The 13,658-nt window shown below is 73.3% G+C and carries 10 protein-coding genes; 3 read left to right on the forward strand and 7 right to left on the reverse strand.

Annotated features, from left to right (window positions below):
* Positions 1 to 276 precede the first annotated feature (276 nt).
* The 5 genes from ligA to CLV40_RS11080 all read right to left on the reverse strand — a co-directional run bounded on the left by ligA (position 277) and on the right by CLV40_RS11080 (position 6,480).
* Positions 277 to 2,271, reverse strand: coding sequence for an NAD-dependent DNA ligase LigA (gene ligA / locus CLV40_RS11060; RefSeq protein WP_104479043.1), 1,995 nt, complete (start codon positions 2,269 to 2,271; stop codon positions 277 to 279).
* 653 nt (positions 2,272 to 2,924) lie between these two features.
* Positions 2,925 to 4,445, reverse strand: a complete 1,521-nt coding sequence (locus tag CLV40_RS11065; RefSeq protein WP_104478806.1) for an FAD-dependent monooxygenase — start codon at positions 4,443 to 4,445, stop codon at positions 2,925 to 2,927.
* Positions 4,446 to 4,503: 58 nt separating this feature from the next.
* Positions 4,504 to 5,097, reverse strand: coding sequence for an acyl-CoA-like ligand-binding transcription factor (locus tag CLV40_RS11070; protein ID WP_104478807.1), 594 nt, complete (start codon positions 5,095 to 5,097; stop codon positions 4,504 to 4,506).
* A 69-nt stretch (positions 5,098 to 5,166) separates the two neighbouring features.
* A complete protein-coding gene (locus tag CLV40_RS11075; RefSeq protein WP_104478808.1) occupies positions 5,167 to 5,949 on the reverse strand; it encodes a glucosamine-6-phosphate deaminase in 783 nt (260 codons plus the stop codon).
* Positions 5,950 to 6,168: 219 nt separating this feature from the next.
* Entirely contained in the window at positions 6,169 to 6,480 is a 312-nt protein-coding gene (locus CLV40_RS11080; RefSeq protein WP_104478809.1) for an HPF/RaiA family ribosome-associated protein, read from the reverse strand.
* Positions 6,481 to 6,620: 140 nt separating this feature from the next.
* On the opposite strand from CLV40_RS11080, the gene CLV40_RS11085 reads away from it, so the two are divergent.
* Complete coding sequence (locus CLV40_RS11085) at positions 6,621 to 8,288, forward strand: SulP family inorganic anion transporter (RefSeq protein WP_104479044.1); 1,668 nt, start codon at positions 6,621 to 6,623, stop codon at positions 8,286 to 8,288.
* Between the two features lie 11 nt (positions 8,289 to 8,299).
* Here CLV40_RS11085 and CLV40_RS11090 read toward each other — a convergent pair whose 3' ends face one another.
* Positions 8,300 to 8,947 carry a response regulator gene (locus CLV40_RS11090; RefSeq protein WP_104478810.1) on the reverse strand — a complete coding sequence of 216 codons (648 nt, stop codon included), beginning with the start codon at positions 8,945 to 8,947 and terminating at the stop codon, positions 8,300 to 8,302.
* Positions 8,935 to 10,161: a sensor histidine kinase gene (locus tag CLV40_RS11095; protein ID WP_104478811.1), complete on the reverse strand. Its 1,227-nt coding sequence runs from the start codon at positions 10,159 to 10,161 to the stop codon at positions 8,935 to 8,937. Before CLV40_RS11095 ends, CLV40_RS11090 begins: the two co-directional genes overlap by 13 nt.
* A gap of 142 nt (positions 10,162 to 10,303) precedes the next feature.
* Here CLV40_RS11095 and CLV40_RS11100 point away from each other — a divergent pair, with 142 nt between their 5' ends.
* Both CLV40_RS11100 and CLV40_RS11105 read left to right on the forward strand, forming a co-directional pair.
* Positions 10,304 to 11,029: an ABC transporter ATP-binding protein gene (locus tag CLV40_RS11100; RefSeq protein ID WP_104478812.1), complete on the forward strand. Its 726-nt coding sequence runs from the start codon at positions 10,304 to 10,306 to the stop codon at positions 11,027 to 11,029.
* The gene (locus tag CLV40_RS11105) at positions 11,026 to 13,569 is read left to right on the forward strand and encodes an FtsX-like permease family protein (protein WP_342752261.1); all 2,544 of its coding nucleotides are present in this window, start codon (positions 11,026 to 11,028) and stop codon (positions 13,567 to 13,569) included. The genes CLV40_RS11100 and CLV40_RS11105 overlap by 4 nt, the downstream gene beginning before the upstream one ends.
* The last annotated feature ends 89 nt before the right edge of the window (positions 13,570 to 13,658 follow it).

The raw sequence follows: 13,658 nt of genomic DNA on the forward strand, positions 1-13,658 counted from the left end.
GGTCGGTCAAACCGTTTCTACCGAACCGTTTCCGTGCGCGTGATGGCTTCGCCGGGTGGTGTGACCACCTCAGTGCTGTGCGCTGGAGGATGCCACTAGGCGGCTGGACAGGGCCGCCGCCATTCGTCTCGAAACGTGGCGGCGGTCGAGTGTTCGCGCGTTGGCCTGGATATGAGGCGTGTTCACCCTGCCTGCTGAACCTGTTGGTGCGGTGGAGTACCGCACCAACAGGCGCGCGAACACTGACTGGTCCGATGTGGACTGTGGTGGTGGGTGCTACACGATCTTGGCGGCGATGAGTTGTTGCCAGATCTCGCTCTGGTCCACGACCTCGACGCCCAGTTTCTCCGCCTTCGTCAGCTTGCTCGCGCCCACGTCCGCCCCGGTGATGAGGTAGTCGGTGTTGGTGGAGACGGACGTCGCGGTGGTCGCCCCGGCCTGTTCGCACAGGCGCTGGAAGGTGGGGCGGGCGACCTTCTCGCCCGAGCGGGGGTCGTTGATGGCACCGGTGACCACGACCGTCTTGCCCGCCAAGGGCGCGTCCGAGGACACGACCGGGGGGAGGTCTTCCTCGCGGACGTCGAGGGACACGCCTCGCTCTCGGAGGCGTTCCAGTTCGGGGCGGAGGCGGGTGAGGTGTTCGGTGAGGGAGGCGGCGACCTTGGGGCCGATGTCCTCGACGGCGACCAGCCGCTCCTCGCCCGCGTCGGCCACCTCTTCCAGGGAGCCGAAACCGGCGCGGCAGAGGCGGGTGGCCGTGCCTTCCGACGCCATGGGGATGGCCAGGCCGATGAGGGCGCGGCGGAGGCCGACGGCGCGGCTGGTGGCGATGGAGTCGATCATGCGGGTGGCGGAGACCTCGCCGACGCGGTCGAACTCCAGCAACTGCTCTTTGGTGAGGGTGTAGAAGTCGGACGGGTTCTCGAGCAGGCCCGCTTCCGCGAGGCGTTCGATCCAGACCTGGCCGATGGCGTCGATGTCGGCCGCCGCGCGGGAGGCCCAGTGGATCAACCGGCGGACGGTTTGGGCGGGGCAGGCGACGTTGACGCAGAACAGTTCTCGGCTGTTGCCCTGCTCGACGAGTGCCTGGCCGCAGGACGGGCACGTCACCGGCGGGACGATCTCCTCCTCCGCGCCCGTGCGCTGGGACTCGTCCAGCACGCCCGCGACGAACGGGATGACGTCACCGGCCCGGCGGACCAGGACCACGTCGCCGATCCGGATGCCGCGCGCCTTGATCACTTCCTGGTTGGCCAGCGTCGCCCTGGTGACCGTGGTGCCGCCGACGAACACCGGCTCCAGGTGCGCGACCGGGGCGATCTTGCCCGTCTTGCCCACGTCCCACACCACGGCCTTCAACACCGTCGTGCGCTCCTCGGCGGCGAACTTGTACGCCAGCGCCCCGCGCGGGGAGTTCGACCTGGTCCCGGCGGCGCCGTACGCGACCCGGTCCGCCAGCCGCAGGACGGCGCCGTCGAGGTCGTAGTCCAACTGGTCGCGCTGGGTCTCGATGGTGGTGATGACCTCCTGCGCGGCGGCCGCGTCGGTGCAGTGGCGCATGTCGGCGACGCTGAAGCCGAGCGTGCTCAGGCCCTGCTCCAGGTCGGCCGCGGCGCTGTCCGCGTCCGAGGTGTCGAGGTCGAAGGCGAAGAAGAACAGGTCACGGCCCGCGACCGTGGCCGGGTCCTTCGCCCGCAGGGTCCCGGCGGCGGCGTTGCGCGGGTTGATCAGCGGCTTGTCGGCGTGCGCGGCGTTGTAGGCGGCGAAGGTCGAACGCAGCATGACCGCCTCACCGCGCACCTCCACCCGGCCCGGCGCGTCGATCCGCGCGGGTACCCCGGCCGTGAGCGCGCGCACCAGAGGGGTGACGTCGTCGCCGGTCGTGCCGTCACCGCGCGTGACCGCCCGGGCCAGCCGCCCGTTCTCGTAGACCAGCGCCAGCGACAGCCCGTCCAGCTTCGGCATCACCACCACCGGCTGACCGGGGAACCGCGCGAAGAACGCCTCGACCTGCTCCGGGGTCGTCGACTTCTCCAGCGACAGCATCGGCCGCGAGTGCCGCACCGGCGCGTGCAGCACCGCGGGCGCGCCCACCTGGTCCAGCGGGTTCGGGTCCGGTGTCAGCTCCGGGTTGTCCGCTATCAGCCCGCGCAGCTCGTCCTCGACGGCGTCGTACTCGGCGTCGGCCACCAGCGGCGAGCCCCGGTAGTAGGCGTCGCGCAGCACGACGACCTGATCGGCGAGCTCCCGGATCCGTTCCTCCACGTTCACGGCGTGGACGTTACCGGCTGCCACCGACAGCCGGTGTCCACTTGTGCCTTCCCCGAGGGGAGTCGGGATGTTCACCCCGTGACCGGCACCATTCCCATCGGGGAGTTCGCCAAGATGACGCACCTGACCGTCAAGGCGCCGCGCCACCGCCACCGGCTGGGCCTGCTCGAACCGAGCCACGTCGACCGGCGCACCGGCGGCCGCGTGAGCTGGACATGCCCTTGGCCGACATTAGGGCGCTGCCGGACGCCCCGGGGCGGCCGGCCGCGACCGGGTCCTGCTCGCCCACCTCGACCGGCTGGAGGACGAGTCGAACGCACCCGGGTCGCGATCGTCTGGCTGCTGCTGAAGCCGCTGCCGGAGGCGGCCGTGCGGTACCGGTCGGTGCCCGACACCCCCGCGGTCGGCAGCACGCGTCGGTCGACGGTGCCCTGGATCGCGTTGTGGCCCGCTCGATCGGGCCGGTGCCCGGCGGGCAGGCTGATCCCCGCGAACCGCTCCGGCTGCCACAGGGCGCACCGCCCTGCACCGGTGCCGATCAAGTGCTTCCCCTCCATGACAAGGGTTTGCGGTTTCCCCAGATGCCCGTGTTGACAACTGTCGGACATATCAGTCCATGTGTCCGGACTTTGTTGGCGCAGAAAGACTCTCGGCTACGCGGGCGCCCCGAACCACCGGGTGAGGGCTTCCTGGAGCCCGTCCACCGTGGGCGTGTCGGTGGCCCAGGCCACGTAGCCGTCCGGGCGGATGAGGATCGCGGTGACCGGGATGTCGGCCTTGGCGTCGACCAGCGTCACGCGGTCGGACCACGGGGCCGCGGCCTTGGTGATGATCGGGTCGCCCACCAGGTTGAGGAGCAGGGGGCGCGCGGGGCGGGCCAACTCGGCCAGTCGCACCGGTCCGTCCGCTGTGGACAGTGGGAGGTCGCGGAGGAAGTAACCGGTCAGGGGGTTGGGGGAGTCGGTGTAGCGGATGTCGGAACCCGCCATCGTCGCGGCGACGTGGGCTCGGTTGGTCGGGGTGGCGAGGAACTCGCCGAAGAGGGTGCGCAGGGCGGTGACCGCGGGTCCGGGGGAGATGAGGACGCTCTGGGCCTCGGTGTGCATGACCACCCGCTCGCTGGCCTGGCGGCGCTCGGCCTCGTAGGTGTCCAGCAGATCAGGGCCCACCGTGCCGCGCAGGACGGCGGCGAGCTTCCACCCGAGGTTCGCGGCGTCCTGCAAGCCCAGGTTGAGGCCGGGGCCGCCGAGCGCGGCGTGCACGTGGGCGGCGTCGCCGACGAGCAGCACCCGGCCGTCCCGGTAGCGCTCGGCCACCCGGGTGTTGCCGCCGAGGACGCGGCGGAGCATGTGGGGGCCTTCGCCGTCCGGTGGGGTCAGCGGGAGGTCGACGCCGAGTACCCGGTGGGCGCTCTCCCGCAGCTCGGCCAGCGCCATGGGCTCGTCGCTGACCGCGGACCCGTCCCACTCGATGGTGAACAGCAGCGCGGGACGGTCCCGGAAGGGTGCGTAGCCGATCAGGCCGCGTTCGGTGCGGTGGTGCAGGAACGGCGGGATGTGCCCGTACCCCGGCACGGTCAGCCCGCCGGTCAACGGGTCCCTGATCCCGGCGGGCACGGTGACGTGGGCCGTGCGCGTCACGGTGACGTCGTTGGTGACGCCGGGGAAGTCGATGCCCGCCAGCTTGCGGGTGAGGCTGTGGCCGCCGTCGGCGCCGACGAGGTAGTCGGCGCGCACCCGGTAGGCGCCGTCGGGCCCGGCGACGTCGACGTCGACCCCGGCGCCGTCCTGGGTGAACCCGGTCAGCTCGTGCCCCCGGCGGACCTCCACGCCCAGCTCCGCCGCGCGCTGCTCCAGCACCTCCTCCAACCGCCGCTGCGGCACCGGCAGGATGTGCAGCGGGTTGTCGGGGACGTCCTCCAGCGGGAGCGGCAGCGCGCCGAAGGTGAAGGCGGGCACGGGCCGCGGTGGCTCCGGTGTGCCGGTTATCCGCTGGTACAGGCCGCGGTGGTCGAGCAGCCGGACCACCTGCCCGATCAGGCCGTTGGCCCGGTACCGCTCGGTGACCTCGGGCAGCCGTTCCAGCACGATCGGGTGGCTGCCCGCGAGGCTGAGCTCGCAGGCCAGCATCAGCCCGTTGGGGCCGCCGCCCGCGATGACGACGTCATGAGACATGGTTGATCCCTCCGGTGTGCGGGTGTGTTCCGTCGAAACCCCGGCCGGACGGACCGGGTCAGGGTGTGGAAAGGCCGTTGGCCAGGTGGCGCAGCGCCTCGCGCAGCACGGTCTCGAACGGCACGGACGGCGTCGCGCGCCGCCAGTGGTCGGTGGCCACCAGGATGGTCGCGCCGACCGCGCCCGCCACCAGCCGCGGGTACATGCCCGCGGGGTCGGTACCGGTGCGCTCGGCGATGACCTCGGCCAACTCGGCGTCCGCGCGGGCGTTGACCCGCAGCACCTCGCCCTGGAGCGCGGGGTGTTCGAGCATCGCCCGCACCCCCGCCTGCCAGTGGTCGCTGGTGTCGTCCTCGCCCGCCATGGCGAGGAACGCCGCCGCCACCGACTCGGCGACGGCGGGCCACAGCGGCTCGTCGGCCGGTCGGGCCCGCAGCTCCGCCGCGATCCGCCTGCCCCGGTCGAGGTGCCGGGTGGCGATCGCCTCGGCCTTGCTGGAGAAGTAGTTGTTGAACGTGCGGGGGGACACCCCCGCCGCGGCCGCGATGTCCTCGACGAGGACGTTGTCGAACCCCCGCTCGACGGCCAGCCGGATCGCCGCCCAGCTCAACGCCTCCCTCGTCCGCTGCTTCTTGCTCTCCCGCAGTCCCACGAGATCCACTGTACACAAAAGTGCGGGGCACGCAAATATGCGTGCCCCGCAAAATTCGACCCCGAGTGGTCAGAGGCGCTGCCAGTCCGGCTTGGCGGCGTAGGTGGTGCGGTAGTAGTCGGCGAGCTTGAGGTGACTCGCGGCGGCCTCGTCGACGATGACCGTGGCGTGCGGGTGCAGCTGCAGGGCCGAGGCCGGGACGATGGCGGCCAGCGGTCCCTCCACGGCCAGCGCGATGGCCTCGGCCTTGGACTCGCCCGCGGCGACCAGCACCAGGTGCCGGGCCTCGCTGATGGTGGCGATGCCCTGGGTGACCACGTGCCAGGGCACCTCGTCGAGGCTGTCGAAGAACCGGGCGTTGTCGACCCGCGTCTGCTGGGTCAGCGTCTTGACCCGGGTGCGGGAGCCGAAGGACGAGCACGGCTCGTTGAAGCCGATGTGCCCGTCGGAGCCGATGCCGAGCAGCTGGAGGTCCACCCCGCCCGCGTCGCGCAGGGCGAGCTCGTAGTCCGCGCACGCGCGGGGCAGGTCGTCGGCGGTGCCGTCCGGCCCGAGGAAGGACTCGGCGGACAGGCCCAGCGGTCGCAGGACCTCTTCCTCGATCACCGCGCGGTAGGTCTGCGGGTGCTCGGGCGGGAGGCCGACGTACTCGTCGAGCTGGCACACGCGCATCCGGCCGACGTCGGTGACCCCGTCGCGCACCCGCTGGGCCAGCGCCGCGTAGACCGGCAGCGGGCTGGACCCGGTGGCCACCCCGACCAGCGCGTCCGGCTTGCGGGTCACCAGGTCGGCGATGACGCCCGCCGCCAGCTCTCCCACCGCGGCGCGGTCGGGCACGATCACGATCTCCATGGGCTCCCCGTCGTCTAGGTACCGGACCGCTAGGTGGTTTAGACCAATGATAGCAAGATCCGGGTCAACTCGGGATGAACCCCACGTGAGCGGATCCCCTCCGATCGTGCGCCCTCGGGTCGCGCTCGGCGACCCGAGGCGGAGGGGCGTGCCGAGGGCGCTGGGGGTGGCGTCCTCGGCACGCGGTCGGTTGCCGCCGTCCGTCGGAGGGGGTGCTCGTCAGGCTGAGGAGAGACGGCGGATCAGGGTGTGGCGGAGGCGGTCGACGGCCGCCCTCGGTGTCGCGGCGTGCGCGGTGACGTGCACGGGGGACAGGTGGTCGTGGTCCACGTCGGCGTGCGCGGTGACGGGCTCGGCGACCGCGGGGTCCGCGGCGACCGTGACGGTGACCCGGACGCGGCGCGGCGGGGTGCCCAGGCGGCGCAGGGTCGACTCGATCTTGTCCAGCGCGTAGTCCTCGATGCCGTCACCGGCGACGCCGCGCACCAGCACCTGGGTGACCGGGGTCGGGTCGAGTTGGTCGGTGTCCATGACTTCCCCTTTCCTGTCCACTCGCGACGATGCCACCGCGCCGGGGCGCCGGGACAGGGACCGCGGTCGCGGTCGGGCGGGGACCAACGGCACCGGTGGACGGGGACCCGCTGTGGACGGACCGCCGTACGATGCCGGTCATGGCTTCGCGCGGGTTCGCGGTTCTGCGGCGGTACGAGCGGCCGTGGCTGCGGGGCGACGTGGTCGCCGGGGTGACGGTGGCGGCGTTCCTGGTGCCGCAGGTCATGGCGTACGCCGAGGTCGCGGGCGTCGCGCCGGTCGCCGGGCTGTGGGCGGCCGTCGGGGCGCTGGCGGTGTACGCGCTGGTGGGGACCTCGCGGCAGATCTCGGTGGGGCCCGAGTCGTCGACGGCGTTGATGACGGCGGTCGCCGTGGCGCCGCTCGCCGGGGGCGACCCGGGTCGGCACGCGGTGCTGGCGGCGGCGCTGGCGTTGGTGGTCGCGGGTCTGTGTGTCGTGGGGTGGTTGGCGCGGCTGGGTTTCCTGGCGTCGCTGCTGTCGAAGCCGGTGCTGGTCGGGTACATGGCCGGGATCGCGGCGCTGATGGTGCTGGGGCAACTGGGCAAGGTCATCGGCGTCCGGGTCGGCGGTGAGTCCGCGTGGGACGAGGTGGTGTCGTTCGTCCGCGCGGTGCCTGAGGCGCACGGGCCGACGGTGGTGTTGTCGTGTTCGGTGCTGGCGTTCCTGGTTGTCGTGGCGCGGCGGTGGCCGAGGTTGCCTGCGCAGCTGATCGCCGTCCTGCTGGCGACGGCGGCGACGGTGCTGTTCTCCCTGGACGAGATCGGCGTACGGGTGGTCGGGGCGGTGCAGGCGGGGTTTCCCCTGCCGTCCTTGCCCGCGGTCTCGTTCGCGGACCTGGGCGCGCTGCTCCTGCCCGCGCTGGGGGTGGCCCTGGTCGGCTACTCGGACAACGTGCTGACCGCGCGGTCCTTCGCGGCTCGCGCCGGGCACCGGATCGACGCCAACGCCGAGCTGCTGGCGCTGGGCGCGGCCAACGCGGCGAGCGGTCTGCTGCGCGGGTTCCCGGTCAGCAGCAGCGCGAGCCGGACGTCGATCGGGGTGGCGGTGGGCAGCCGCACCCAGCTGCACTCGCTGGTGGCCCTGGCGGCGGTGGCGGTGATCCTGCTGGCCGGTCGACCGCTGCTGGCGTCCTTCCCGGCCGCCGCCCTGGGCGCCCTGGTCATCTTCGCCGCCGTCCGGCTGGTGGACGTCGGCGAGTTCGCCCGCCTGGCCCGCTTCCGCCGCGGTGAACTGCTGATCGCCCTCACCACGGTGGTGGCCGTCCTCGCACTCGGCGTCCTGCACGGCGTCCTCGCCGCCATCGCGATGTCCCTTGTGGACGTCCTGCGGCGCGTGGCCCGGCCGCACGACGGCATCCTCGGCTACGTCCCCGGCCTCGCGGGCATGCACGACGTCGACGACCACCCCGACGCGGAGCAGGTCCCGGGACTGGTCGTCTACCGCTACGACGCCCCGCTGTTCTTCGCCAACGCCGAGGACTTCCGCCAACGCGCCCTCGCCGCCGTCACCGCCGCCCGAACCCCACCCCGCTGGCTGCTGCTCAACGCGGAGGCCAACATCGAGATCGACCTCACCGCCGTGGACGCCCTGGAAGACCTCCGCGCCGAACTGGCCCACCACGGCGTCACCCTCGCCATGGCCCACGTCAAACACGAACTCCGCGCCGACCTCCACCGCGCGGGCTTCCTCGACCGCATCGGCGAGGACCGCGTCTTCGCCACGTTGCCCACGGCCGTGGCGGCGTTCAAGGAGTCGGGCACGGACTAGCCCCGGGGTGGTCAGGAAGCGTTGAGGTAGGCCAGGACCGCGAGGACTCGGCGGTGGCCCGCGTCATCGCTGGGGAGGTTGAGTTTGCCGAAGATGTTGCGGATGTGCTTGTGCACGGCGCCGTCGCTGATCACCAGGAGTTGGCCGATCGTGCCGTTGCCGTGGCCTTCGGCCATCAGGGACAGCACTTCCCGTTCGCGCGCGGTGAGGGTCGCCAGTGGGTCGTCCGGCTTGCGGCGCACCAGCAACTGCGCGATCACCTCGGGGTCCATCGCGGTGCCGCCCGCCGCGACCCGGCGCAGGGCGTCGAGGAACTGGTCGACCCGGCCGACCCGTTCCTTGAGCAGGTAGCCGACCGCCCCGGCGCCGTCGGCGAGCAGTTCGGCCGCGTAGCTGTCCTCCACGAACGCCGACAGCACCAGCACCGGCAGCCCCGGCCGGGCCCGCCGCGCCTCGACCGCCGCGCGCAGGCCGTCGTCGGTGAAGGTCGGTGGGAGCCGCACGTCGACGACCACCGCGTCCGGTTGTTCCGCCTCGACCGCGGCGCGGAAGTCGGTGGCGTTGTCCACGGCCGCGACCACCTCGATGCCCGCCGTGCTCAGCAGCAGCACCAGGCCCTCGCGCAGCAGGGCGTCGTCCTCCGCGATCACAACCCGCATGGCAGCTCCACCCGCAATTCGGTCGGTCCGCCCGCCGGACTGGTCAGGGCCGCGGTCCCGTCCAGCGCCGCCACCCGGCGGCGGATGCCCGCCAGGCCGCTGCCCCGCGCCTCGTCGGCACCGCCGCGGCCGTCGTCGACCACCGTGATCTGCACCCTGTCCTCTGCCGTCCCCAGTCGGATCCTGGCCCGTTCCGCGCCCGAGTGCTTGGTGACGTTGGTCAGCGCCTCGGCGATGATGAAGTATGCCGCCGCCTCCACCGCCGCCGGTGGCCGCCCGGCCAGGGCGAGGTCCAGCTCACAGGGGATCGGGCAGCGCGCGGCCAGCGCGGTGACCGCGCCGTCGAGGCCGCGGTCGGACAGCACCGGCGGGTAGATGCTGCGCACCACGTCCCGCAGCTCGACCAGCGCCGACTCCGCGGTCTCCTGCGCCTTGCGGACCAGGTCGAACGCCGCGTCCGCGTCCCGTGACCGCAGCTGCCCGGCGATGCCCAGCTGCATGATCACCGCCGCGATCCTGGCCTGGGTGCCGTCGTGCAGGTCCCGCTCGATGCGGCGCAGCTCGGCGCCGTGCGCGTCCAGCGCCGCGGCCCGGGTCGCGGTCAGCTCGGCCACCCGGTCCGACAGCGCCACGCCCGGCGCGGGCCGCAGCAGCCACCGGGCGTACCGGGCCTGCGCACGGGCGAGACGGGGCAGCGCCAGGGTGAGCGAGGCGTAGAGGAACCCGACGACCACGGCGAACCCCGCCTGCGGCCACGACGTCACCCGGTAGTCGAACCCGCTGGGCGCGCCGCCGGGGACCAGGTACCAGTAGAACGGGATCGCCCACTGGTTGACCGCGGCGGGGAGCAGGCCGATCGCGACGCTGCCCAGCAGGATGCCGATGGGCGCGTGCGGCACCAGCCACGCCAGGTCGCGCCGCGTCGCCGGGTCAGTGAGCACGGTCCGGACCTGGGTGGGCAGCGGGCCGGTGACCGGCCGGTACGCCTCGGGGATCGCCTCGCCCAGCGCCGCGCCCGCGCGCCGCCGCTCCCGGTTCGCCAGCACCCGCAGCACCCGGGCGGCCTCGGGCAGGGCGGGCAGGCCGATGCCGACCAGGCTCAGCGCGGCGACCACGGCGAGTCCGACCAGGGCGACGAACCCGAGCAGCGCCGTGCCGCCGCCGACGGCCAGGTACTTGATCGCGGCCCAGACCCGGGCCAGTGCGGAGCGCATGGCCGCGATTGTGCGGCATCGGGGCGACCCCCGGTCCGTGGTGGTGCTGGCGCTACCCCCGATCCGCCCGCCCGCGGGATCGTGGCCACCGCCGCCGCCTCGTACCTTTGTCCTCATCGGACAGCAAGGGGAGGACAAGGGGATGCGGGCGCTCGGACTAGAGGCGGTGCGCAAGGTCTACGGCCGTGGTGGGGGCGCCGTCACGGCACTCGACGGGGTCACGGTCGGGCTGGAGAAAGGCAGTTTCACGGCGGTCATGGGGCCCTCCGGCAGCGGCAAGAGCACCTTCCTGCACTGCGCCGCCGGGCTGGACAAGCCGACGTCCGGCCGGGTCCTGCTCGGCGACACCGACCTCGGCGGGCTCAACGAGAACGCGCTGACCGCGCTGCGCCGTGACCGGATCGGGTTCATCTTCCAGGCGTACAACCTGGTGCCGTCGCTGGACGTGGTGCGCAACATCACGCTCCCGTTGCGACTCGCGGGCCGCGAGGCCGACCCCGGCTGGCTGCGGGAGGTCGCCACGCGGGTCGGCATCACCGACCGCCTCGGGCACCGCCCGGCGGAGCTGTCCGGTGGTCAGCAGCAGCGGGTGGCCATCGCGCGCGCGTTGGTCACCCGGCCGGAGGTGCTGCTGGCCGACGAGCCCACCGGCGCGCTCGACACACGTACTGGCAAGCAGGTGCTGGAGCTACTACGGGGCCTGGTGGACACGACAGGGCAGACCGTGCTCATGGTCACGCACGACCCGGTGGCCGCCTCTTACGCGCACAGCGTCCTGTTCCTGGCCGACGGCAGGCTGGCGGGCTCGCTGGTCTCCCCGACGCCGGAGAAGGTCGCCGACCGCATGACCCACCTCGGGGAGTGGTGACCGTGCTCGCGTTGTCCTGGCAAACGGTCAAGTCGCGACTAGGCGGGTTCGTCGGCGCGTTTCTCGCTGTCCTCTGTGGTACGGCCGTAGTGGCGGCCTGCGGTGTCCTTATCGAATCCGGCATCAGCTCCGGTGTACCCACCGAGCGCTACGCCGCCGCGCCCGTTGTAGTGGGCGGCAAGCAGTCAGTGCGGCCGGAGGGCGCGGACGTGCTCTCGGCGCAGTCCGTTGCCGAGCAGCCGACCGTCCCCGCCGACTTGGTCGCGCGGGTCGCGGCCGTCCCCGGCGTGCGGTCGGCGGTCGGTGACGTCGACTTCGCGGCCGCCGTGATCACCCCCGACGGCCGCGTCCCCGCCGGGCCGCCGGTGCGCGGCCACGGCTGGGAATCGGTCGCGCTGGCCCCGTTCACCCTGGCCGGGGACGCCCCCGCCGGACCGGACCAGGTCGTGCTCGACCAGGCCCTGGCCGAGCGGGCCGGTGTCCGGACCGGCGACCAGGTCCGGATCGAGACCTCGGCGGGCACCCGCGAGTACCGGGTCACCGGCCTCACCTCGCCCGGCCTGTCCCGGCAGACGGCCGTGTTCTTCACGACCGAGCGCGCGGCCGAGCTGTTCGGCAGGCCGGGCAGGCTGCACGCGGTCGCCGTCCTCACCGACGGCGATGCCGACGCGGTCGCCGAGCGGCTGGAGTCCGCGCTGGGCGACGCGGTCACCGTGACCACCGGCGTCGACCGGGGCATGATCGAGTTTAGCGACGTCGGCCAGGGCCGGACCATCCTGCTGGCGATCTCCGGGTCGTTCGCGGGCGTCGCGCTGCTGGTGATGATGTTCGTGGTGAGCAGCACGCTGGCCCTGTCGGTGGCCCAGCGCCGCCGCGAGTTCGCCCTGCTGCGCGCCATCGCGGCCACGCCCCGGCAGATCCGCTCGCTGATCGCCGCCGAGACGACGCTGGTCGCCGTGGTGGCGGGGGTGCTCGGCGGTGTCGGCGGGCTGTTCGTGGCCGGGTGGCTGCGGGACGCGTTCGCCTCGATCGGCGTGCTGCCGGGTGACTTCGAGCTGACCCTCGGACCGCTGCCGCCGGTGGGCGCCGTGCTGCTGGGGCTGGGTGCCGCCCGGCTCGCGGCCTGGTCGGCCGCGCGCAGGCCGTCGCGGATCTCGCCGGTGGAGGCGCTGGGCGAGGCGGCCATCGAGCCGCGCGGGCTGGGCCGGACGCGGACGTCGATCGGCGTGGTCGTGCTGGTGCTGGGCCTCGGCGCGGCGACCGCGCCGCTGTTCCTGCGCGGACCGGTGGCGGCCGGGGTGAGCGTGATGTCGGCGCTGCTGATCGTCATCGGGCTGGCCGTGCTCGGGCCGCTGGTGGTCGGCCGGGCCATCCGGCTCGTGGCCGGTCCGCTGAGCCGGTTCTCCCGGGTCGGCGGCTACCTCGCGGCGGCCAACAGCGTCGCCAACACCCGCAGGCTCGCCGCCGCGGTGACCCCGCTGATGCTGGCGGTCGGGTTCGCCATCGCCCAGTTCTTCAGCGCCGCGGTGGTCGACGAGGCGGCCCAGCGGGAGACCGACCGGGCCACCGTCGCCGACCACGTGCTGACCGGCCAGATCGGCGGTCTCCCGCCCGCCGTGACCGCCGCCGTCCGCGAGGTCCCGGGGGTGGCCGCGGTGACACCGCTGGTGCGCACCCAGGTGATCACCGCGACCGACGTGGCGGGCCAGGTCGAGGTCCACACCGTTGCGGCCCTCGGCGTGGACGGCGCGCAGGTCCGCGGCGCCCTCGACCTGGGCGACGTGCGCGGCGACCTGGGCGCGCTCACCGGTGACGCGGTGGCGTTGAGCCAGGCCGAGGCCGACTGGCAGGAGAAGGCCATCGGCGACCAACTCGCCGTGCACCTCGGCGACGGAACCCCCATCACCCTGCGCGTGGTCGCGACCTACACCCACGACCAGGCCTTCGGCGACTACGTGCTGCCCGCGACCCTGGCCCGCGCGCACACCACCGACCAGTTGGACACGTCGGTCCTGGTCCGCCGGGAACCCACCGCCGACCCGGCCGCCGTGACCGCCGCCCTGCGCGGGTTGACGGCCCGCTTCCCGACCCTGACCGTCGCCGACCGCGCGGCCATGGAGGCGGCCGGGAGCGCGCTGCGCGACCAGCAGTTCTGGGTCAACATGGTGGCGCTCGGCGTCATCCTGGGCTACATCGTGATCTCCGTGGCCAACACCCTGGTGATGACCACGACCCAGCGCGCCCGCGAGTTCGCCCTGCTCCGCCTCGTCGGCGCCACCCGCCGCCAGGTCCGCCGGATGATGCTCACGGAGGCGGTGGTGTCGGCGGGCATCGCGATCGTCATCGGGTCCCTGATCCCGGTGATCCCCTTGGCGCTGCTCGGCATCGGGGTGTCGGGGAGCCCGCTCCCGGCCGGGCCGGTGACCGTCTACCTGGGCATCATCGGCGCCGCGGCGCTGCTGGGCCTCCTCTCGGTCGTCATCCCGACCCGCGTCGCCCTCCGCCCGCGCCCCATCGACGCCATCGGCGTCCGCGAGTGACCGGTGGGGTCGGTCGGGACACCCGACCGGCCCCACCTCGACCGGCCACGCGTTCCGGGCGGTTAAGGGAGAAACCGGGGTTCTCCAGC

Source organism: Actinokineospora auranticolor (assembly GCF_002934265.1).
In the GTDB taxonomy this organism is placed as follows: Bacteria; Actinomycetota; Actinomycetes; order Mycobacteriales; family Pseudonocardiaceae; genus Actinokineospora; species Actinokineospora auranticolor.

What these genes read in the sequence shown, in the direction of transcription:
- CLV40_RS11065 (WP_104478806.1), bottom strand. Translation starts at nt 4,445, where the DNA reads ATGTCTCATGACGTCGTCATCGCGGGCGGCGGCCCCAACGGGCTGATG.
- CLV40_RS11075 (WP_104478808.1), bottom strand. Translation starts at nt 5,949, where the DNA reads ATGGAGATCGTGATCGTGCCCGACCGCGCCGCGGTGGGAGAGCTGGCG.
- CLV40_RS11080 (WP_104478809.1), bottom strand. Translation starts at nt 6,480, where the DNA reads ATGGACACCGACCAACTCGACCCGACCCCGGTCACCCAGGTGCTGGTG.
- CLV40_RS11085 (WP_104479044.1), top strand. Translation starts at nt 6,621, where the DNA reads ATGGCTTCGCGCGGGTTCGCGGTTCTGCGGCGGTACGAGCGGCCGTGG.
- CLV40_RS11090 (WP_104478810.1), bottom strand. Translation starts at nt 8,947, where the DNA reads ATGCGGGTTGTGATCGCGGAGGACGACGCCCTGCTGCGCGAGGGCCTG.
- CLV40_RS11095 (WP_104478811.1), bottom strand. Translation starts at nt 10,161, where the DNA reads ATGCGCTCCGCACTGGCCCGGGTCTGGGCCGCGATCAAGTACCTGGCC.
- CLV40_RS11100 (WP_104478812.1), top strand. Translation starts at nt 10,304, where the DNA reads ATGCGGGCGCTCGGACTAGAGGCGGTGCGCAAGGTCTACGGCCGTGGT.